The 21,171-nt window shown below is 44.9% G+C and carries 20 protein-coding genes; 8 read left to right on the forward strand and 12 right to left on the reverse strand.

The window, feature by feature from the left end:
* Positions 1-37: 37 nt before the first annotated feature.
* The 3 genes from U0021_RS00620 to pdxA form a co-directional block, all read right to left on the reverse strand.
* A complete protein-coding gene (locus U0021_RS00620) occupies positions 38-883 on the reverse strand; it encodes a symmetrical bis(5'-nucleosyl)-tetraphosphatase (protein ID WP_114800215.1) in 846 nt (281 codons plus the stop codon).
* Positions 884-901: 18 nt separating this feature from the next.
* Positions 902-1,756, reverse strand: coding sequence for a 16S rRNA (adenine(1518)-N(6)/adenine(1519)-N(6))-dimethyltransferase RsmA (rsmA, locus tag U0021_RS00625; RefSeq protein ID WP_114800214.1), 855 nt, complete (start codon positions 1,754-1,756; stop codon positions 902-904).
* 90 nt (positions 1,757-1,846) lie between these two features.
* Positions 1,847-3,007 carry a 4-hydroxythreonine-4-phosphate dehydrogenase PdxA gene (gene pdxA / locus U0021_RS00630; protein ID WP_114800213.1) on the reverse strand — a complete coding sequence of 387 codons (1,161 nt, stop codon included), beginning with the start codon at positions 3,005-3,007 and terminating at the stop codon, positions 1,847-1,849.
* A gap of 207 nt (positions 3,008-3,214) precedes the next feature.
* On the opposite strand from pdxA, the gene dnaB reads away from it, so the two are divergent.
* Genes dnaB through U0021_RS00645 form a run of 3 tightly spaced genes read left to right on the forward strand, consistent with a single transcriptional unit; the run spans position 3,215 to position 6,470 of the window.
* Entirely contained in the window at positions 3,215-4,552 is a 1,338-nt protein-coding gene (dnaB, locus tag U0021_RS00635) for a replicative DNA helicase (protein WP_327037568.1), read from the forward strand.
* A 20-nt stretch (positions 4,553-4,572) separates the two neighbouring features.
* Complete coding sequence (gene alr, locus U0021_RS00640) at positions 4,573-5,712, forward strand: alanine racemase (protein ID WP_114800212.1); 1,140 nt, start codon at positions 4,573-4,575, stop codon at positions 5,710-5,712.
* On the forward strand, positions 5,712-6,470 hold the full coding sequence (locus U0021_RS00645; RefSeq protein ID WP_114800211.1) for a MipA/OmpV family protein: 759 nt from the start codon (positions 5,712-5,714) through the stop codon (positions 6,468-6,470). Before alr ends, U0021_RS00645 begins: the two co-directional genes overlap by 1 nt.
* Positions 6,471-6,563: 93 nt before the next feature.
* Here the strand turns inward: U0021_RS00645 and bfr (U0021_RS00650) are convergent, their stop codons facing one another.
* From bfr (U0021_RS00650) to U0021_RS00660, 3 genes are all read right to left on the reverse strand, one after another.
* The gene (gene bfr / locus U0021_RS00650; RefSeq protein WP_114800210.1) at positions 6,564-7,040 is read right to left on the reverse strand and encodes a bacterioferritin; all 477 of its coding nucleotides are present in this window, start codon (positions 7,038-7,040) and stop codon (positions 6,564-6,566) included.
* 12 nt (positions 7,041-7,052) lie between these two features.
* Positions 7,053-7,547 carry a bacterioferritin gene (gene bfr / locus U0021_RS00655; protein ID WP_114800209.1) on the reverse strand — a complete coding sequence of 165 codons (495 nt, stop codon included), beginning with the start codon at positions 7,545-7,547 and terminating at the stop codon, positions 7,053-7,055.
* Between the two features lie 372 nt (positions 7,548-7,919).
* Positions 7,920-8,114 (reverse strand): (2Fe-2S)-binding protein, encoded by a 195-nt coding sequence (locus U0021_RS00660; protein ID WP_114800208.1) that lies wholly within the window; start codon positions 8,112-8,114, stop codon positions 7,920-7,922.
* Between the two features lie 329 nt (positions 8,115-8,443).
* On the opposite strand from U0021_RS00660, the gene U0021_RS00665 reads away from it, so the two are divergent.
* Positions 8,444-9,862, forward strand: a complete 1,419-nt coding sequence (locus tag U0021_RS00665; RefSeq protein WP_114800207.1) for an L-serine ammonia-lyase — start codon at positions 8,444-8,446, stop codon at positions 9,860-9,862.
* A 51-nt stretch (positions 9,863-9,913) separates the two neighbouring features.
* Here the strand turns inward: U0021_RS00665 and U0021_RS00670 are convergent, their stop codons facing one another.
* Positions 9,914-10,318 carry a DUF4377 domain-containing protein gene (locus tag U0021_RS00670; protein WP_078256367.1) on the reverse strand — a complete coding sequence of 135 codons (405 nt, stop codon included), beginning with the start codon at positions 10,316-10,318 and terminating at the stop codon, positions 9,914-9,916.
* Between the two features lie 450 nt (positions 10,319-10,768).
* Here U0021_RS00670 and U0021_RS00675 point away from each other — a divergent pair, with 450 nt between their 5' ends.
* From U0021_RS00675 to U0021_RS00690, 4 genes are all read left to right on the forward strand, one after another.
* The gene (locus U0021_RS00675; protein ID WP_114800206.1) at positions 10,769-11,728 is read left to right on the forward strand and encodes a glutamate/aspartate ABC transporter substrate-binding protein; all 960 of its coding nucleotides are present in this window, start codon (positions 10,769-10,771) and stop codon (positions 11,726-11,728) included.
* A gap of 81 nt (positions 11,729-11,809) precedes the next feature.
* A complete protein-coding gene (locus U0021_RS00680; RefSeq protein WP_114800205.1) occupies positions 11,810-12,559 on the forward strand; it encodes an amino acid ABC transporter permease in 750 nt (249 codons plus the stop codon).
* Positions 12,552-13,217, forward strand: coding sequence for an ABC transporter permease subunit (locus U0021_RS00685; RefSeq protein WP_407666564.1), 666 nt, complete (start codon positions 12,552-12,554; stop codon positions 13,215-13,217). The genes U0021_RS00680 and U0021_RS00685 overlap by 8 nt, the downstream gene beginning before the upstream one ends.
* Positions 13,218-13,331: 114 nt before the next feature.
* Positions 13,332-14,060 (forward strand): amino acid ABC transporter ATP-binding protein, encoded by a 729-nt coding sequence (locus U0021_RS00690; protein WP_049237663.1) that lies wholly within the window; start codon positions 13,332-13,334, stop codon positions 14,058-14,060.
* Between the two features lie 96 nt (positions 14,061-14,156).
* On the opposite strand, the gene folD is transcribed toward U0021_RS00690, so the two are convergent.
* The 5 genes from folD to U0021_RS00715 form a co-directional block, all read right to left on the reverse strand.
* Positions 14,157-15,017, reverse strand: a complete 861-nt coding sequence (gene folD, locus U0021_RS00695; protein WP_114800204.1) for a bifunctional methylenetetrahydrofolate dehydrogenase/methenyltetrahydrofolate cyclohydrolase FolD — start codon at positions 15,015-15,017, stop codon at positions 14,157-14,159.
* Between the two features lie 116 nt (positions 15,018-15,133).
* Positions 15,134-17,440, reverse strand: a complete 2,307-nt coding sequence (locus U0021_RS00700; RefSeq protein ID WP_114800203.1) for an AAA family ATPase — start codon at positions 17,438-17,440, stop codon at positions 15,134-15,136.
* A 27-nt stretch (positions 17,441-17,467) separates the two neighbouring features.
* Positions 17,468-17,806, reverse strand: coding sequence for an ATP-dependent Clp protease adaptor ClpS (locus U0021_RS00705; RefSeq protein ID WP_227538684.1), 339 nt, complete (start codon positions 17,804-17,806; stop codon positions 17,468-17,470).
* 140 nt (positions 17,807-17,946) lie between these two features.
* Entirely contained in the window at positions 17,947-18,708 is a 762-nt protein-coding gene (locus U0021_RS00710) for an exodeoxyribonuclease VII small subunit (RefSeq protein WP_114800201.1), read from the reverse strand.
* A gap of 123 nt (positions 18,709-18,831) precedes the next feature.
* Positions 18,832-21,042 carry a heavy metal translocating P-type ATPase gene (locus tag U0021_RS00715; protein ID WP_114800200.1) on the reverse strand — a complete coding sequence of 737 codons (2,211 nt, stop codon included), beginning with the start codon at positions 21,040-21,042 and terminating at the stop codon, positions 18,832-18,834.
* Positions 21,043-21,171 lie beyond the last annotated feature (129 nt).

Genomic DNA, 21,171 nt, shown 5'->3' on the forward strand with positions numbered 1-21,171 from the left:
AATTTCGGGTGATTGGCAACCCTGTCATCTCACACGATCACGAACAGCGAGCACCCACGGATATCACCGCACCATCACTGAGCCGATAAGCCACAAGCTTGCCGCCCCAGACACAGCCACCATCAAGCGCGCGCACGAATTTGGTATCTACCTCGGCTTTTAAAGCCGCCCAATGCCCAAATAAAATGCGTCTTTCGCGCACCGCAAACCACAAAAACCAAGGGCGAAAATCCATTGGCATGTCATCTTCAAGCGATTCTTTGAAAGAAAACTCTAACAGCCCTGATTTGGTGCAAAGGCGCATGCGGGTAAAATAGTTAGCTATGGCGCGCATTCTTTGGTAGCCATTTAAGTCATCCGACCATTCTTCGCTTTTTTTGCTATAAAGATTTGGCAATAATCGATCTAGCTGTCTTAGGCTACCTGACAGCTGCTTTTCAAGCTCTTTGGCGTAGCCTGCCGCCTCAGTGATAGACCAATTTGGTGGAATACCTGCATGGGTTAATACGGTCTTATGATCTGGGAACACCAAAAGCGGCTGCTGCCGAAGCCAGTTGAGCAGCTCATCGCAGTCAGGCGCCTCAAAGATCGGCAGCGTCTTGTCTTTTGGCTTGGGAGCTAAGACACCGCGCCAAGTGGCGATCAGGGTAATGTCATGATTGCCAAGCACGGTGGTCAGTGCACCAATGTCTGATAGCCGTTTTACTTCTCTAAGAGTGGCAAGTGAATCTTCGCCGCGTGCCACAATGTCGCCTGCAAGCCAAAGCTTGTCTTGAGTTTCATCAAAATTCAAAGCGCTTAATAATTCATTAAACGCGCCAAAGCAGCCTTGTAGGTCACCGATGACATATTGATGACGGTAGTGTTTTCGTTCTGTATTCATACTCAGCAATGATGTGATTTATGACGATGACTGACGGGTTTTGACGACTAAGTCAGACAGTAAAGCAAACTCGTGCACGCTCAGCGTCTCAGGGCGCGCGCTTGGGCTGATACCTATTTTCTCAAACTCTGCTTCATCCAAAGTAGGCAAAAGACCATTGGACTTAAAAATCGCTCTCAAAGTCTTACGCCGATGATTAAAGCTTTCACGCACCACCAAAGCAAATACCGACTCATCCATCGCAGTGATGGGCTTGGTCTTATAAGGCGTTAGACGAAAAACCGCACTGGTGACTTTTGGGGGCGGATTGAACGCCCCTTTTGGGACGGTGAGCAGATAGTCCGACTGGCAATAATACTGCATGATGACTGACAGCCTGCCGTATTCTTTTGAATTAGGCTCGGCAGTGATGCGATCTACCACTTCTTTTTGGAGCATAAAGTGCATATCTTGGATCACATCACTAAATTCAAGCAAGCGAAACAAGATCGGTGTAGAAATATTATAAGGCAAATTCCCAACAACACGAAAAGCCCCTTTACCAATGCGCTCCGCTAATGCACGATAATCGATATGCATGGCATTGTCATTGATGATCGTAAAATCAGGATGGCTATTGGCGCCAATATTTATCTTAAGCTGTGATGCCAAATCTCGGTCAAGCTCAATCACCGTCATGCCATCAACTTCCGCAAGCAAAGGCTCAGTCAGTGCGCCCAAACCCGGTCCGATTTCCAATAAATTATCCTGTCTATCCAATCGAATGGCAGTCACAATCTGAGCGATGACGTTGGTATCGTGTAAAAAATTTTGACCAAAACGCTTACGCGGTGCGTGCTTGGCTTGCTGTGGAGACTTTGGGATGATATGCATAATCAGTGATTTGAAGCTGAATTAAAATTGTGACAATCATATCATGTTTCGATAGTGATTGTGAAAATTTTCGTGATGAATTTTGTGAGTTTAGGCTGAATCAAAGCCAGCCATTGACATTTTATAAGCATAAAAAATCGCTTGCTTTAGGCTGCTGCTAGATGCTTTGCCTGTGCCTGCCAAATCCAGCGCAGTCCCATGATCTACCGATGTGCGTACATAAGGCAAGCCTAAGGTGATATTCACCGTATCCCCAAACCCGTGCGACTTAAGCGGCGCAAGACCTTGATCGTGATACATAGCAATCACAGCATCGCAGTCCGCCAAGTGCTGCGGCGTAAATAGCGTGTCAGCAGGCATGGCATAAGAAATGTTCATCCCTTGGGACATCAGATCTTCTAAGGCAGGATTAATGATACGAATTTCTTCATCACCCAAATGCCCTTCTTCACCAGCATGGGGATTGAGACCACAAACTAAAATTTTGGGTGATGAGATGCCAAATTGTTCAACCAATCCTTGATGGGTAATCCTTACGGTCGCCTTAATTTCATCAGCGGTGATGGCATCAGGCACAGCTTTGAGCGGCAAGTGTGTCGTCACCAGCGCCACTTTCATCACGCGATTGGCAAGCATCATCACAACTTTGTGACAGCTTGATTTGTGCATAAAATATTCGGTATGACCGCTAAACATCTCCCCATTATCCAGACGAATCCCTGCTTGAATCATCACAGATTTTTGTAATGGGGCGGTGATGATGGCGCCGATCTGATGCGTTTTTGCCAAGAGATGCGCCAAATACAGCTGCCGCTCTACCATGGGGGCGTTGGCAGCATTTAACTGGCCTGCGATGACTTCATCATGACAAGGTATATTTAAAATAATCACTGAGTGATTGATATTGGATTGATCTTTGAGTGTAGAATTTATCTGACTTGCAAGCCAATCTTCTGTCACGTCACCTATCTTATCAGGCACATTAATCACACAAAACTCAGGTATTTTAACCAGCTTACCTGCCTGGATAAGCGCTTTGGCTCGCGCAATGAATGCCGCCTTATCAGCGGTGATCAGCCAAACCCCTTCTGATAAATCGCCACCATCGATCACATCTAGCACAATATCCATACCAATGCCTGCAGGCTCGCCTGTGGTGATAAGCATTGGCTTAGCAGGCGCGTGATCAAGCGGCTGGCAAGCAAAGTTGTCAAGCGATTTATTTATAATATTTTTGGCGGCGTTGGGCATTTTTGAAGATTCTCACTGGGTTTTTATGGTACAATTTGAATGTTTTTCATGGCATATTCCTAGTCGGATTTTATCATTATTTACATCGATTACCAAACATAAGCACCGTATTTGTGCGACCTTTTGCATAAGCCAACCACTGACATGACCAGCGCAAACGATAAAAAAGACAGCCTACTGACGCTTCAGCCGCCCCATAGTATTGAGATGGAGCGCTCACTTTTGGCAAGCTTGATGAGTATTAACGACTCATTTGAGGACATTGAAAATATCATCAGTGCCGATGATTTTTATGGCGAAAGGCACAAAAAAATCTTTGATGCCATCAGTCATTTGGCGCGCGTCAATGAGCCTTATGACAGCATCATGGTGCATGATTATTTAAGCCGCATTGGGCAGCTGACATCAGCAGGCGGCGAAGAGTATTTGATTACCATTAATCAAAGCACAGCAAATTATTTTAATCTCATCAATTATGCCGAAAAAGTCCGCGAAATGTCGGTGTATCGTCAGCTGATTTCATCCGCCAATCACATGCTGAATTTGGCATATCATCCAAAAAAGCAGACCGTAACAGAGATTTTGGATACGATTGAGTCGGATATTTTTCGAATCGGTGAGAGCTTTGCCAAAGGTAGCAGTAAAACAGGTCCACAGCGCATTGATGATGTGATGGCGAATGTGGTCACGCAGCTTAACGACATTCGCTTACGCCCTAATGGCTTGATTGGTCTTGATACAGGCTTTATTGAGCTTAATAATAAGACACTTGGCTTTCAAAATGGCAACTTGATCATTTTGGCGGCACGCCCAGCGATGGGTAAGACGGCTTTGGCGCTTAATTTTGCACAATCGGCACTGATGTCCAATAAAGCGGTTGCCATTTTTTCGATGGAGATGCCTGCTGAATCGATTGCCATGCGTATGCTGGCAGCATGGGGCAGTATTGACATGAAGCGCTTGATGTCAGCAAACATGAGTGAAGATGAATGGGCGCGTTTTATGAATGGCGTCACGCTACTTCAAGACAAGCATCTGTATATCGATGATCGCTCAGATCTTAGCCCCTCTGAAGTCAGAGCCACCTGCCGTAGGATTGCCAAAAACCATCCTGACGGTTTGGGCTTTGTTTTGATTGACTATATGCAGTTGATGCGCGTGCCTGGCATGGGCGATAACAAAGTCAATGAGATGGGTGAGATCTCTCGCAGCTTAAAGGCTTTGGCGCGTGAGCTTAACTGCCCTGTGGTCGCCCTATCTCAGCTTAACCGCAAGGTTGAAGATCGCCCAAACAAGCGACCTTTGATTTCAGATATTCGTGAGTCAGGGCAAATTGAGCAAGATGCCGACTTGATTTTATTTGTATATCGTCATCATTATTATCACCAAGATAAAGACGATATCAAGCATTTGGCAGAAGTTATCATTGGTAAAAACCGTCAAGGCGAACGCGGTAAAGTTCCGCTCAAATTCATTGGCGAATATGTCAGATTTGAAGATTTGATTCCAGGTGATATGCCTGAAGATTATGATATTGATGAATAATTTTAAGAATAATTAATACTATGCGCACCACTTCTATCACCATCCATCCTGATGCTTTGATGCACAATCTGAAAGTCATCAAAAAAAAGCTTAACCCAAACACCAAAGTACTCGCCATGGTCAAAGCCGACGCATACGGTCATGGCATAGATGCAACCGTCCCTGCTTTGATCCATGCCGATGGCTTTGGCGTGGCGTGTTTATCAGAAGCCATGGCTGTCAAGCAAGTCCTTGATAGTAGGAATGTTAAAAAGCCCATCGTACTGATTGAAGGGGCATTTAGCTTGGATGAATGGAAAGTGGCAGTTGAGCATGATTTTGGCTGCTTGATTCATCATCAAAATCAGCTGGCATGGGCATTGGCTCATCAGCCTAAGCAAGATCAATGTTGTCATACCATTTGGCTAAAATACAATACGGGCATGAGCCGTTTGGGATTTAATGATGATCAAATTATCTTAGCTGCCAAATCGCTGACCGACGCAGGCTATCGGCTGATTTTGACGAGTCATTTTGCTTGTGCAGATGACAAAACACACCCGCTAAATGCCTTACAAATCAGCAAATTTGATCAAGCCTTGGCGCGCATTCGGGCATTTGCGCCTGATACCCTTGGCAGTCTGTGCAACTCGGCAGGGATTTTTAATTTTAAGGATCATCACCATGATTGGGTACGCGCTGGCATCGCTCTGTACGGCTCTAAGCCTGTCGCCGATCAGTCAGCCAAAGCACTCAATCTGATGCCCGCCATGACGCTTTCGGCACAAGTGATGGCTATCCACACCTTGGCAGCTGGCGATAGTATCGGTTATAGCGCACTGTGGGCGGCACAAAAACCCCACAAGATCGCAGTTGTCAGCATTGGCTATGGTGATGGCTATCCTAGGGTGGTAATGGGGGCTAAAGTCAGCGTGAGCGACACTTTGGGTAATCGGCACTTATGCGATATCATTGGTAGGGTTGCCATGGATATGTTTATGATTGATATTGATGGGCTTGATATTGCCATAGATGCGCCTGTGGTGCTATGGGGCGATTCGCCGACGATCGATGAAGTCGCGCTGTGCGCAGGAACAATTGGCTATGAGCTGATGTGCCGTTTGACCACGCGCCCAAAGCGATGTATTATGGATGCATACCCACCCAATAAGGAATCTTAATGAAAATCCAAACTTTCAGCTTGGCTACACTCTGCGGGCTGACAGCCGCCGCGCACGCCCAAAGCCTGCCGATTGATCCTGATGCCAGCCTAAGACTTGGTGTGAATACCACTTATAATGCCACTGCGTATCATGCTAAAGACCCTGTATCTGTGATGCCACAAGCATTTTATGATAATCATCGCTGGTACATCGAAGGCGCCGAAGCCGGTTTTTATCCTTATAAAGATAACAAGCATCATGTGCGCGTGGGCTTAACTTATGATGGTCAAAACTTTGATCCCAGTGATGCCGACACCCCAGAGCTTAGCAAGCTTGATAAGCGTAAATGGTCAGCGCTCGCCCATGCAAGCTATATGTACATCACACCCTATGGCGGACTAAAAGCAAAAGCCACCACCGATGTGCTTGATCGGCATGATGGTCAGACCGTTACTTTATCACACTTAAGCCGCTTTAATAAAGACGCTTGGACAGTGTATCCAGAGTTTGGCGCAACTTGGCACAGTAAAGACTACAACCAATATTATTATGGCATCTCAGATGCCGAAGCCTTAAGAACAAACAGCAGCGCCTATCAAGCCGACTCTGGTTGGTCGCCCTTTGTCACAGCGACAGTCAATTATCAAGTCACGCCAAAAGTCAGCGCATTTTTTAATCAGCGCGTCGAATGGCTATCCAGCACCCAAAAAAATAGCCCAATGACTGATGATAAAATTGACAGTAAAACTCGCCTGGGTTTGAATTATCATTTTTAAGTCTATTTTTAATAATATAAAGCCGACAAAAAACCGCCCAATCTGAGTTAGGCGGTTTTTTAATACTAAAATGATTAAATTAATCAAAATGAATCAGTCATCATCTTGAGCTTTTAATTGGATATAGTTTTGGATGCCCATATCTGCGATCAACTCTTGCTGTGTAGTAAGCCAATCTTCATACTCTTCATTTTCATCTTTGAGCTTCACTAAAATCTCGCGCGATACATAGTCACGATGACTTTCGCAAATACCAATCGCCTCGACTAGCACATCATGCTTACGCTTTTCAAGTTTTAGATCACACGCCAAAATCTCAGCAACATCTTCACCAATCAGCAGTTTGCCAAGCTCTTGTAGGTTTGGCAAACCTTCCAAAAGTAAAATTCGCTCAATCAGCTCATCAGACCATTTCATCTCTTGGATCGACTGCTTATAAAACACTTCATTAAGCCCATAGACGCCCCAATTTTTGGTGATGCGCGCATGTAAAAAATACTGATTAATGGCTATGAGCGACTGACCCAAGACCGAATTTAAAGCACGGATAACTTCTTTATTACCTTTCATAACCACCCCCTATCAGTGTGTGCTGCCCTGCTGATCTGAGTCCGCAGTCATGCTTTGCAGGTAGTTTTGTAAACCCATCAAGTCAATCAAACGCAGCTGTTTTTCAAGCCAGTGGGCATGATCTTGTTCGGTGTCTTCAAGCTGACGCACCAAAATATCACGCGTGACATAATCGCGCTCTGCCTCACACAGTGCGATACCTTCTTTTAGGTGCTCTTGAACACTGTATTCTAACTCAAGGTCGCTTCTTAGCATGCTTGGCACATCAGAGCCGATATTGATTTCGCTCACTTGCATATTTGGCTTGCCGCCCAACATCAAGATACGCTGAATTAATAATTGTGCATGCACCGTTTCATCTTCCATTTCATGATGAATGCGGTCATATAATTTGCCAAAATTCCATTCAGCATACATTTGAGAATGAATAAAATACTGATCGCGCGCGCCTAGCTCACCACCCAACAAAAAATTTAAATAATCAATGACTTTTTGAGATGATCTCATGATAAAGCTCCTTATATAATGCGCCAGATTCATAAATCGGCTCAAAAATAAATTAACAGTTGTCAATTATCTTATCATAAAATTTTGAATCTTCCATCTTGACTTTGTAGAGCTATTGAACTGCGAACGCTTTGCAGTCTGATAAGAATTTGCAAATAAAATAAAAAATCATCCGCACAAACACGCACAGATGATTTTGAAGCATGGTGATAAGACTATGATTTTAAATACAAAATACAATTTATAATGAGAATTAATATGAATGACCAGCTATCAATCAACTCATTTTTTTTGATGACTTTAATTGATAAATAAATCCTAGTCAATTTAAATAAAAATTAGAAATATTTTAGAAACATAATCTCGCGCTGCTTAACCTGCCATTACATCAATGGTGATCGCACTGGCTTCATGTTCATCAATCAAATCCTGAACCATCGGTACGCAGCAGCCGCAGCAAGTGCCAACGGACAAGGATTCTTGAAGACCTTCCATGCCTGATACGCCCGCCGATAACGCAGTCTTGATCTGTGTGTCTTTTACATCATGACAAATACATACATACATCAGATGACTCCTTTTGGCTTTTGATACCGATAAACTTGAGAGATTTTAATTATCAAAAGCGATTGATTCTCTTTTATGTGCTTATAATAACAATAATTGTTCCCATTTACAATTCATTTTATTAATTTTTTCAAAATCGGTCATTTGAAAAATTGATAATCATCGAACCGCATTGAATTTTAATATCTAATCCTTATTAATGCATTTTAGCTCTTTAATTTTAGCTCTTTATAAGCATATAAATAATTAAAGTTTATTATAAATTGCTCGCCTGCGCTTAATCCATTATAATAAATTGTATATATAATTTATAGTTGGAATCGTGCTTTATGATCAGCGTTTTTGAATTGTTTAAAATCGGTATCGGACCATCAAGTTCGCATACGGTGGGTCCTATGGTGGCAGCCAATCGTTTTTTGGAGCTGCTTGGTGATCGCCTGGACAGCGTTCGCCAAATTACCATTGAGCTATATGGCTCTTTGTCATCCACTGGCAAGGGTCATGCCACAGACACCGCTGTGCTGCTTGGCTTATCAGGGCATGAGCCACCGACGATTGACACCACTCAAACCGAAGACTATCTTAAGCCTATTTACCAAGAAGGTCGCTTGATGCTTGGCGGCGTGCATCAGATTACCTTTGATGCTAATGAAGATCTTTTATGGGATGATACGCCACTACCCGCCCATCCTAACGGCATGAGACTGATCGCTGTATTTGAAGATGGTGAGTCTTTGGCGCAGACTTATTATTCTGTGGGTGGCGGATTCATCAAAGACGAGGAGCAAATCAGCTTAGCGCCATCTCAAGACACCCAATCAGCCTACCCTTATGATTTTAATAGTGCAGAAGAACTGGCAGCATTATGCCAAGCACATGATCTAAGCATCGCTGATTTGATGCTTGCCAATGAAGCCGCGCTAAGAAATGTCGATGAGATTAAAGACCATTTAAACGATGTCTGGAATACCATGCAAGCTTGCGTCACTCAAGGCTGTAAGATTGATGGGATTTTACCTGGCGGCTTAAATGTGAAACGCCGTGCCAAAGACCTGTATGAGCAATTATCCAAAGAATATGGGTATTCAGGCAACGGAGGCTTGCTTGCCATGGACTGGGTAAATTTATACGCCTTGGCAGTCAATGAAGAAAATGCCGCTGGCGGAAAAGTCGTTACCGCACCCACCAATGGCGCTGCAGGCATCATCCCTGCCGTGCTGCATTATTACCGCGGCTTCATCCCAGCATTTAGCTATCAAGGGGTGCGTGAATTTTTGTTAGTTGCAGGTGCGATCGGCGCACTCATTAAACAAAATGCCTCAATCTCAGGGGCGGAGGTTGGCTGCCAAGGCGAGGTTGGCTCTGCTTGCGCCATGGCAGCGGCAGGATTGGCTCATGTCTTAGGCGGCAGTGTTGCCCAATGCCTGAATGCTGCAGAAATTGGACTTGAGCATAATTTGGGTTTGACCTGCGATCCGATTGCAGGGCTAGTACAAGTGCCTTGTATCGAACGAAACGCCATGGCATCAGTCAAAGCCATCAATGCGGCACGCCTTGCCCTACGCGGTGATGGCAGTCATCATGTGTCACTTGATAAAGCGATCGCCACCATGAAAGAAACTGGCATGGACATGATGGATAAATACAAAGAAACTGCCAAAGGCGGTCTTGCCATCCACGCTACCAATGCGATGACTGCAGAGCGAATTAATGCCATCAATATCGGCTCAGGATTCAGTCAATGCTAGTTTAAATAAAAAACCAAGCGATAAGCTTGGTTTTTTAAAACAACTGATCACTTATAGCATCTCAGGTGTTTTTGAAATGATCTTATTTAAAGTCCATTTTGGAACCACTTGACCAGTCGCTTCATTCATTAGACGCTCTTGTTTTAGGTCTAGTACGTAGCGGAAACCTGGCTCATATTGGAAGCCTTCAATGTCACCACTTAGCACATTAAAGTTGCGATCGAAAGTACGACGATATTGCAGGCATTCTGCTTGGACTGTTTGACCTAGGTTATTGGTCAGCTCACAAACCGCTTTACGAGGTGCGATCTCTACTTGGAAGCTACGCAGCTCTTGAACTTGTACTTGCTTAACTTCGCCCTCAACCATCATCACGCGCTTATCATCAAGCTGAGTTGATGCACATCCTGCCAGTGCTAAAGAAGCCAAAGCCACGCCTGCAAATAATTTTTTCATATCAGTTATCCTTTAAATTAATCACCTAAAAATGGAGGAGACTATAAGTTATAATCAAACTATAATCACGCCCCGATGACGGATCTATCATTCCAATAATGAATGCGATCTATGATCATCTAACACAAATGCTATCACAAATTTTTGATACTTTTAAGTAAAGATCATGACACAATTTGTAAAGCTTTTGTAAATTTATCACGCCATCATCTCATACTGCCAAATTGTCAGATCTTTGCGTAAAAATATGGGCAGAGTATGTGAAAATCGTCAGATCTATGCCTTGAGATAAGTAATGAAATAATTTGTCTATAAAATCACAAAATAAACGCTTGCATTTCACCAGTTTTTACACTATTGTAATAATGCAGCACGGTTATGATCATGTTTGCTGCGGATCGTCGGTAGATACTGGCACTTTTCGTTGTTTTTTGTTAAAAAGGAATTCACATGTTTCAATTAAAACCGTTATCTTTTGGTTTAGCGATGGTCGCTGCTGTTGGTCTTACCGCTTGTAATAAGCCTGCTGAACAAGCTGCTGCAGATCCTGCCGCTGCACCTGCCACAGGCAGCAGCACTCAAGGCACCTTAGAAAAAATCAAACAATCAGGCACGATTGTTCTTGCACACCGCGATTCATCCATTCCATTTTCTTATATCGCAGACAACCCAAATCAGCCTGTCGGCTATGCGCATGATCTTCAGCTAAAAGTTGTTGAAGCTGTCAAAGAAAAGCTGCAAATGCCTGATCTAAAAGTGCGCTATAACCTAGTCACCTCGCAGACACGCATTCCTTTGGTGCAAAATGGCACAGTCGATTTAGAATGCGGCTCAACCACTAATAACGAAGAGCGTGCTCAGCAAGTTGATTTTTCGGTCGGTTTCTTTGAAATTGGCACTCGTCTTTTGACTGCCACAGATTCAGGCATCAATGGCTTTGATGACCTTGCTGGCAAAACTTTGGTCACCACCGCTGGCACCACCTCAGAGCGATATATTCGCCAATTCAACGATGAAAAGCAGCTAAATATCAATATCATCTCAGCAAAAGATCATGGCGAATCATTCTTAATGCTTGAAAATGGTCGCGCCCAAGCCTTTATGATGGATGATGTCCTGCTTGCAGGCGAAAAAGCCAAAGCCAAAGATCCTGCCAAATGGCAAATCGTGGGCGAGCCACAATCTTTTGAGATCTATGGCTGTATGGTGCGTAAAGGCGATAGCGAATTTAAAGCAGTCGTTGATGATGCCTTAAAAGCTGTCTACGCCTCTGGAGAAATTAACAACATCTATGACAAATGGTTCATGCAGCCTATTCCACCAAAAAATGTCAACATGCAATTTACAATGTCTGACAACCTAAAAAATCTTTTGGCAAACCCAACTGATCAACCAACACAAGCCCAATGAATTGGCTTCATGCCCTACCAAAAAAGGTCAGCATCGTGATGATGCTGACTTTGCTTAATCTGTTTTATTAAGGGGTTTATTGTGAATTATCAATGGAACTGGGGCGTGCTTTGGCAATCCACTGGGATTGGCAATGAGCTGTATTGGCACTGGCTGGTCACAGGCTTTAAATGGCTGCTGATGATCGGTGGTGCAGCGTGGTTAATTGCCATGGTGATCGGAACCGTACTTGGCATCATGCGCACCCTACCCAATAAAAGCGCACAGATGCTGGCCAAGATTTATGTGGATTTTTTTCGCAATGTCCCTTTGCTAGTTCAGCTGTTTTTTTGGTTTTATGTCATGCCAAATCTGCTGACCGAAGGATTTCGCACATTTTGGTATCAGTCGCTTGAGCCTAATACATCAGCAGCGATTTCAGCAGCGATTGGGCTTGGGCTGTTTACCGCTGCGCGTATCATCGAACAAGTGCGTACAGGCATTGAGTCACTGCCAAAAGGTCAAGCCAATGCAGCGGCGGCCTTAGGTTTTAGCACCGCTCAATCTTATCGTTATGTGATTTTACCCCAAGCCTTTCGCACCATTTTACCGCCACTAAGCTCCGAGCTGACCAACTGCTTTAAGAACGCCTCCATTGCGTCTTTGGTGGGTGTTACCGAGCTTATCAGCCAAACCAAAACCATCAGCGAATACACTCAAAACAGCTTTGAGATTTATACTTATGCTACGATCATTTATTTATTGTTTAATTTAACTTTAATCTATGGCATGACCATGCTTGAAAAAAAGCTGCGTATTAAAGGTCAAATTGATGGAGGTCAGCATGCTTAATGAAATCCAAACTGCTGCACCTATTCTTTTATCTGGATTGTCGATTACCTTTAAGGTGCTGTTTTTTGCTGTGCTTGGTGGTCTTTTATTAGGGACTGTGCTTGCCCTGATGCGTTTATCTGGTAAAGCGATCTTGGCGGTTCCTGCCAGACTTTATGTCAACTATTTTCGCTCAGTGCCGCTCTTATTGGTGCTGCTGTGGTTCTACTTTGCGGTGCCCATGATGTACACGATGGCGACAGGCAATTATTTGACAGTTGATGCTAAGTTTATGAGCTGCACAATTGCCTTCATCATGTTTGAGGCAGCGTATTTTGCTGAGATTGTGCGTGCCGGCATCCAATCCATCGGCAAAGGTCAAATCAATGCTGCAAAAGCCTTGGGCATGACTTACTCTCAAACCATGCGCTTGATCATTTTACCTCAAGCATTTCGTAAAATGCTGCCACTCGTACTTCAGCAGTCCATCATTCTTTTTCAAGATACAACATTGGTATTTGCGGTAGGCTTGGTTGATCTGTTCCGTGCCGCTTATGTGCGCGGCGAGCTGATGGGTCTGCTTGAATTTTATATCTTAAGCGCAGGTGCGGTGTATTTTATTATCAGTTTGATTGCGTCTAAAGGCGTGGCAAGACTTCAAAAAAATCTGCGCGTATAAAGCGCAAGGCAATAAGGACAAATGATGGCAATCATAACCCAATTGGATGAAAAATCTTATATTAATGAATTTGGCGGCTTGGTGACTGACAGCGGTCATAAATCTGATGAGATCATGATTCAAATTCATGATGTGAGTAAATGGTATGGTGATTTTCAAGTATTAACCGACTGCAGAGCTCACGTCCACAAAGGTGATGTTACCGTAGTGTGCGGCCCTTCTGGATCTGGCAAATCCACACTCATCAAAACCGTGAATGGACTTGAGCCTTTCCAAAAAGGGGAAATCTTAATCAACGGTACCAGTGTTGGAGATAAAAATACCAATTTGCCCAAACTGCGCAGCCAAGTTGGTATGGTATTTCAGCATTTTGAGCTATTCCCCCATTTGTCAATCATTGACAATTTGACCATCGCCCAACAAAAAGTGCTGGGGCGCAAAGCCGATGAATCCACCAAAAAAGCCATGGCTTATCTTGATCGCGTGGGTTTGGCGGCGCACGCCAAAAAATTTCCTGCAGAGCTTTCAGGCGGTCAGCAGCAGCGTGTCGCGATTGCACGGGCGCTGTCTATGGATCCCATCGCCATGCTATTTGACGAACCGACATCGGCGCTTGATCCTGAAATGATTCAAGAAGTACTGGAAGTCATGGTGGATTTGGCTAACGAAGGCATGACCATGATGTGTGTGACGCATGAAATGGGTTTTGCCCGTCAAGTAGCCAGCCGCATTATTTTTATGGATCAAGGTCACATTGTAGAAAACTGCAGTAAAGAAGAATTCTTCCAAAATGCCAAATCAGACCGAGCTCAAGCATTTTTGGGTAAGATTTTAAATCATTGATTTGATTTTGGTCATGTTATTGATCGAATAATCATTCTGATTTAACAAAACCCCGCTTGTATGACTTTACAAGCGGGGTTTTATTGGGTGCTAAAACTATTGCGATGATAAGCCTGCTTCTTTTTCGGCAGCTTCGACAGTTTGACGGATGAGCGTATTGATGGTCATAGGACCGACGCCGCCTGGCACTGGAGTGTAAGCAGAAGCGATAGCTTCGATATCATCCAATTCAATATCCCCACAGCCACCATCATCAGTTGGGTGGAACCCTGCATCCACGACAACGGCACCTTGCTTAATCCATGATTTTTTGATCAATTCAGGCACACCGACAGCGCCCACCACGATATCAGCTGAAGCGACATGCTCAGCCAAGTTTTTGGTGCGTGAATGGCAAATGGTTACAGTACAATTGGCATTTAATAGCATCATTGCCATCGGCTTACCCAAGATAGCGCTGCGACCAACGACAACCGCGTGTTTGCCCTCAAGCTCGATTCCGTAATGCGTCAACAGGTGCATGATGCCCTGTGGTGTGCATGAACCGTAAGCAGGCTCACCCATCGACATACGACCAAAGCCTAAGCAAGTTACGCCATCGACATCTTTATCCAAGCTGATGCGATCAAAACACGCGCGTTCATCAATCTGGGCTGGCACAGGATGCTGCAATAAAATACCATGCACATCTGGATTGGCATTAAGCTCATCAATCTTAGCAAGCAGCTCATCAGTCGTCGTGCTTTCAGGCATCTCAACACGGATACTATCCATCCCGACGCGCTGGCAAGCATTACCCTTCATGCGCACATAGGTCGCTGATGCTGGATCATCCCCCACCAAAATTGTCGCCAAAATCGGTGTTCGCCCCGTCTTTTGTTTTAATATCTCAACACGCGCTGACAGGTCGCTTTCGATGCTTTTTGCCAATGCTTTGCCGTCTAGTACAGTTGCCATAACCTTGCCTTTTTTTAGTAATCATCAAGTGCTACCGTGCTTTATGGTGCGCTACCAACCAATAAGCACGCCAAGTGATTTGTTTGCTAAAGTGAATAAATCAGGGTAAATTATAGTCAATTTGGCTTAATTTTACCAGTCAATTTGGCATCAATTATCTCAAAATCAACCGCACCGTCTTTCATGGTTGCAGTCACTTTCACGCCTTCTTTATCTTGCGTTAGATCGCCAAACAAGATCAGCTGTGACAGCGGTTTTTTGAGCAGCTCTTGAATGATTCTTGCCATAGGTCTTGCGCCCATCAGGCGATCATAACCTTTGTCAGCCAAATGCAAGCGCACCTCGTCATCCACAGACAAGACGATATTTTTGTCAAGCAGCTGACCTTGCAATTCGGTGATAAACTTATCAACCACATCGCCAATCACCTCCGGCGGCAGCGGCGCAAAATTCACTGTGGCATCCAAGCGGTTACGAAACTCAGGGCTAAATGTACGCTGTATGGCGTCTTGATTATCGCTATGATGATCTTGCTCTGTAAACCCCATCGATCGGCGACTGATGCTATCTGCCCCGACATTGGTTGTCATAATCAAAATCACCTGCTTAAATGACACCGAGCGTCCATTATTATCTGTCAATGTGCCATGATCCATCACTTGAAGCAGTAAATTAAAGACATCACTGTGGGCTTTTTCAAGTTCATCCAAAAGTAGCACACAGTGCGGATTTTGCTGAATTTTTTCGGTCAATAAACCGCCTTGATCATACCCCACATATCCAGGCGGCGCACCGATCAGCCGTGATGCCGTATGCGCTTCCATGTATTCGCTCATATCAAAGCGTACCAAAGGCACACCAAGCAAATAAGCCAACTGACGGCTAATCTCTGTCTTACCGACACCCGTAGGACCTGAAAACAAAAATGAACCAATGGGCTTGTCAGGATGGGTCAATCCTGAGCGTGCAAGCAAAATCGCATCCACGAGCGCATCGACCGCTTCGTCTTGACCAAAAACCACCTGTTTTAGATTGGTTTTTAAATTTTTTAAAATATTTTTATCATCACTGGTGACAGACTTGGGTGGAATGCGCGCGATTTTGGCGACCACTTGCTCTATGATATCGACATCTACCTGGATGGGTGATGGGCTACTATTTTGGGTGTCTGCCTGATCATCACGACAAGCTTTATCATGATGCAAGCGGACAAATGAGCCTGCCTCATCGATCACATCAATGGCTTTATCAGGCAAAAATCTTTCATGAATGTGCTTGACAGATAATTTAACAGCCGTCTCAATGGCATCCTCGGTATAAGTCACGCCATGAAAATCTTCATAATACCCTTTTAATCCTTGTAAAATGGCGATTGCATCAGGTACCGAAGGCTCCTTAATATCTATTTTTTGAAAACGTCGTGATAGCGCATGATCTTTTTCAAAGACTTGGCGATACTCAACAAATGTTGTGGAACCAATTGTACGAATATACCCCTTGGCAAGCGCAGGCTTGATGAGATTTGAGACATCCATACTGCTATCCATGGACGCACCCGCCCCGATGATCATATGAATCTCATCAATAAATAAAATCGCCTCTGGCATGTCTTTGAGCTCATCAATCAAAGCCTTCATGCGTGCCTCGAACTCGCCACGAAACTTGGTGCCCGCGATCAGTGCGCCCATATCTAGGCTATAAATCGTAGCATTGGCAAGCGGTTTTGGTGCCTTACCATTCACGATCAACCAAGCCAAGCCCTCAGCAATGGCTGTTTTGCCAACGCCAGGATCACCAACCAAAAGCGGGTTGTTTTTGCGGCGGCGGCAAAGAATTTGGGCGGTGCGCTCAATTTCATCTGCTCGCCCCACCAAAGGATCGGTTTTGCCTTGCTTGGCTTGCTCATTGAGATTTAACGTGTAGGCATCCAGCGGATTTTGTTTGAGCTTGATTGATTTATTGGCAGGCGGCTCATCGACATCGCCATGCGCCTCATGCGTGGCGCGCTGATGAGCAGAAATTGCGCGCGTCACCGATAAAATATCCACGCCACAAGACTGGATCAGCTCATTGGCATAACTGCGCTCTTCTTTAAAAATCGCCACAAGCGCATCAACGGGTTCGACCAGCTGTTCGGTTTGACTGGCTTGGACTTGCCAGATCGCACGCTGCATCACACGATTTAGGCTTTTGGTTGGCATCGGATCGACGCCTTCGCGCTTAGGAATGAAATCTTCAAGATACTGCTTGATGCTTGATAAGATAAATTTGGTATCAGCGCCGCATTCTTCCAGCACTTTAACAGTAAAAGCATCTTTTAATAAACCCATCAATAAATGCTCGACACTGATAAATTGATGCGAATGCTGCTTTGCAAACTTAAGCATAAACTCTTGAATCGTTAAAAATTCAGGACTTAGCATAATAATCCTTAAAATAAAATCTAAAAATTAGGCAGGCTCAATCGTGGTGAGTAACGGGTAGGACGCTTGTTCTGCCAAGGCTGTCACTTCATCCACCTTCATCTCAGCCAGATCATAAGGCAACAAGGCAACCACTGCTTGCCCTGACTCATGAATCTGCATCATGAGCTGATACGCCTTTTCAATACTGTGCTCAAAAATCTCAACAAGCACATAAACCACAAAATCCATGGTCGTATAATTATCATTGTGCATGATCACCGCGTATAGCTTGGGCTGCTTGACTTGGGTTTTGGTTTGGGTGATGACATCGGTCTCTGACTGATGCTCAGAAGATGATTCAAAGTCTTGAACCGCTTTTATCAAAAAATCACTGCCGCACTGCTTCATAATATCGTATTACTGATAAAAATTTCAATGTTGGTCACTGTGTGATGAGTTTTGGTCAATATAAAACAGGCGAAAGCCACCGCCTCGCCTGTATTTTTGTCACAATTACCCATAGATTATTGAGTGTTTTTTTCAATTGGTCGATGGCTTGCATTTGACATCTGCGCTAATGAAGGTGGCGCATTGGTGACGATTTTGCCAATTTGCCAATTATACAACTGCTGAACTTTCTGATCACCTGCTGCTAGCTCAAGCTTCATTTGCTTGGGCTCAAACCCTTCAGGCATGATGAATCGACCACGAATATTTGCCACACCGCGAATGTCATAACTCGATGGCTCAAGCGGTATCTCAACCATACTGGTTTCGTTCAGCAAAGTCAATTTGGGAATCATCTTAACGGCTTTGCCTGAAATATCAAGCATGGACACATCAAAGCGATATTCAAAGGTATTTTCAGGTAAAGAGATGATCTCTGATGCCATGATAGACAGCGCCACGCCGCCTTGCTCGGCGACCGAGTTTTTTAAGAGCTCATTGACTTGCTCAAGCTTCAAGTTAGTTGTCTTTAGATTTTCATAATCGGTACGCAGATTGTCCAATGTCGATCGACTGATGTCGCGCTCTTGGATGGCGGTCGTCATCTCTTGCTTTAGCTGCATATTTTCAGCGGTAAGCTCGCTGACATTTGCCACCGCTTCATTATTTGTGGCAACAGCGCGCTCAACGCTATGCACACCTTGACGATAGCCAAATTTATAGCCAATCACAGTGACAATCAATGCAGAAAAAGCAAGCGCAATCAAAAACAGCGCCAAAATCTGATTGGTCGAACCGCGCTGCTTTTTAAAATGAGTGGAAAGGGTTGAATTCGGCATAGAAAACCTGACATTAATTGGTCGATCAAAATATCGCTATTATAACAAACATTGTACAAATAAGAATAATTATTTTTTGTAAGCCAAGGACACTCTAACCTACCACCAAAAAGACACCTGAATTTAGCTCACGGATCTGTCCGACTGAGCTACGCGGGGCATGAGCTGCACACGCTTTAGCCGCATGGCATTTAAAAGTACCGAGATTGAACTTAGCGCCATCGCAGCGGCTGCCATCATGGGATTGAGTAGCCCTATCGCAGCCAATGGAATGCCGATACAGTTATAAACCAGTGCAAAAAAGAAATTTTGCTTGATGTTGGTTAAGGTCATACGCGCAATACGATACGCATAAAAAACATGGCTCAGAGACTCACCCAACAGGCGCGCCGATGCGGTATGCTTAGCCACATCAGTCGCGCCGCCGACCGCAAAACTGGCTTGTGCAGCTGCCATCGCTGGCGCATCATTGACACCATCACCGACCATCACCACTGTTTTGCCTTGGCTTTTTAATGTCTCAATGGCGGACAGCTTATCTCGCGGCGACATTTGCCCAAAGGCGGCAGTGATGCCAAGCTGCGCTGCGACGCCATCTACCACCGATTGGCGATCACCGCTCATTAAATAAGTCTCGATCCCATCATGATGAATGCGGCTGATGATGCTGTGCGCTTCTGCTTTTAGTGTATCACTGAGCCCAAAGATCGCCACCGGCACATCATCGACAGCCAGTCCAACCAAGCTTGCATCCATCCAATGATCCTCTGCCTGCCATGACGCTAGGCCAATGAATTTGGGCGTGCCGACTTTTAGCCATCCGATGCCATCGATATATCCTATCAGCCCTTGACCGGTGGTGTTTTGGACATCGGACACTTCATATAAAGACAAGTTTTTAGCTTTAGCAGCTTCCACCAATGCACTTGCCAAGGGGTGACTGGCGTGCTGCTCCAAACTGGCTGTCAGACCAAGCGCCTGCTCTTCGCTCATCTTATCGCTTAGGCTTTGGATTTTTTGGACACTTGGACGACCCAAAGTCAGTGTACCTGTCTTATCAAAAATGATGGTATCAATGCTGCCAGCAGACTCAAGGCTGACGGCATCTTTGAACCACACACCATGGCGCGCCGCAGTGCCCATGCCTGCCATGATCGCAGCAGGCGTAGCAAGCCCAAGCGCACAAGGACAAGCAATGACAAGCACAGCGACACCGCGCATCAATGCCGTATCAAAATCCGCGCCAAGCAAATAATTCGCCATAAAACTCACCATCGCCAATGCCACCACCACCGGCACGAAGACAGCCGCAACTTTATCGGCAAATCTGGCGATATCCGCCTTAGTGCCTTGGGCATCTTGAAGTGCTGACATCATATCGCCAAGCTGGGTTCTTGCGCCTGTTGCGGCGGCTTGGTATTCTATTGAGCCATCGGATAAGACGCTGCCTGCATATACCGTATCGCCGATATGCTTATCAATGAGTAAACTTTCGCCCGTCAGATGAGATTCATTACACACACCAAAACCGCTTTTTACCACACCATCTACGGCGATCTTATCCCCCGTATTCGCCAGTAGCACATCACCAACTTCAATATGGTCAATACTGGTTTTGACCCATTGACCATCGATACGGCGATTGACTTCTGCGGGAATCAGCTGCGTCAAAAGACCTAAGCTATTTAGGCTTTGTGTTTTGGTGCGGTGCTCAAGATATTTTCCAAGTCTGACAAATGCAATCACCATCACCGATGCTTCAAAATACACCATATGCATGGCGTGCGGATCGGTAAGCCATACATAGGTTGAATACGCCCAAATTGCCGTTGTGCCAAGTGCCACCAAGACATCCATATTGGCAAGACCGCCCCTAATGCTCGCCCATGCCCCTGTATAAAAGCGCGCACCGAATACAACTTGCACAATGCTTGCCAAGACAAACTGAATCCATACAGGCATCATGAGTGCATGCGATCCAAACATCATACCAAGCATACCCACCCAAAACGGCAATGACAATCCCCAAAGGATCATCAAATCCCAAGGCATCTGTTGCTGCTCTTGGCGATCTGCCATCGGCACAGCCTCAAAGCCCGCCTTTGCCACCCAAGTCATGACTTCATCGCGATCAGTTTTATTGGCATCATAACTGACACGCAATGCTTCTGTCGCAAAATTAACCGTCGCCTGATGGATGGCGGGCTTTTTATTGAGCACTTTTTCGATACGCGTGGCGCACGATTGGCAAGTCATGCCACTGATGGCAAATTGCTCTGTGACTTCGTGCGCTTGCTCAGGGGCACGATGAGACGCTGGTGATTTGTTCGACATAAGGCACTCCTTTTTTCGCTGCTGATAACTTAATAATAAGGTCAAACTGCGCTTGAGACAAGAGCAAAAGCGCTCTACGCCCTACCATGCATTGCCTGCGCATTTGCACAATCTATCAAAAGCGAATAC

Origin of the sequence: Moraxella canis (genome assembly GCF_034424565.1) — a bacterium.
Classification (GTDB): domain Bacteria; phylum Pseudomonadota; class Gammaproteobacteria; order Pseudomonadales; family Moraxellaceae; genus Moraxella; species Moraxella canis.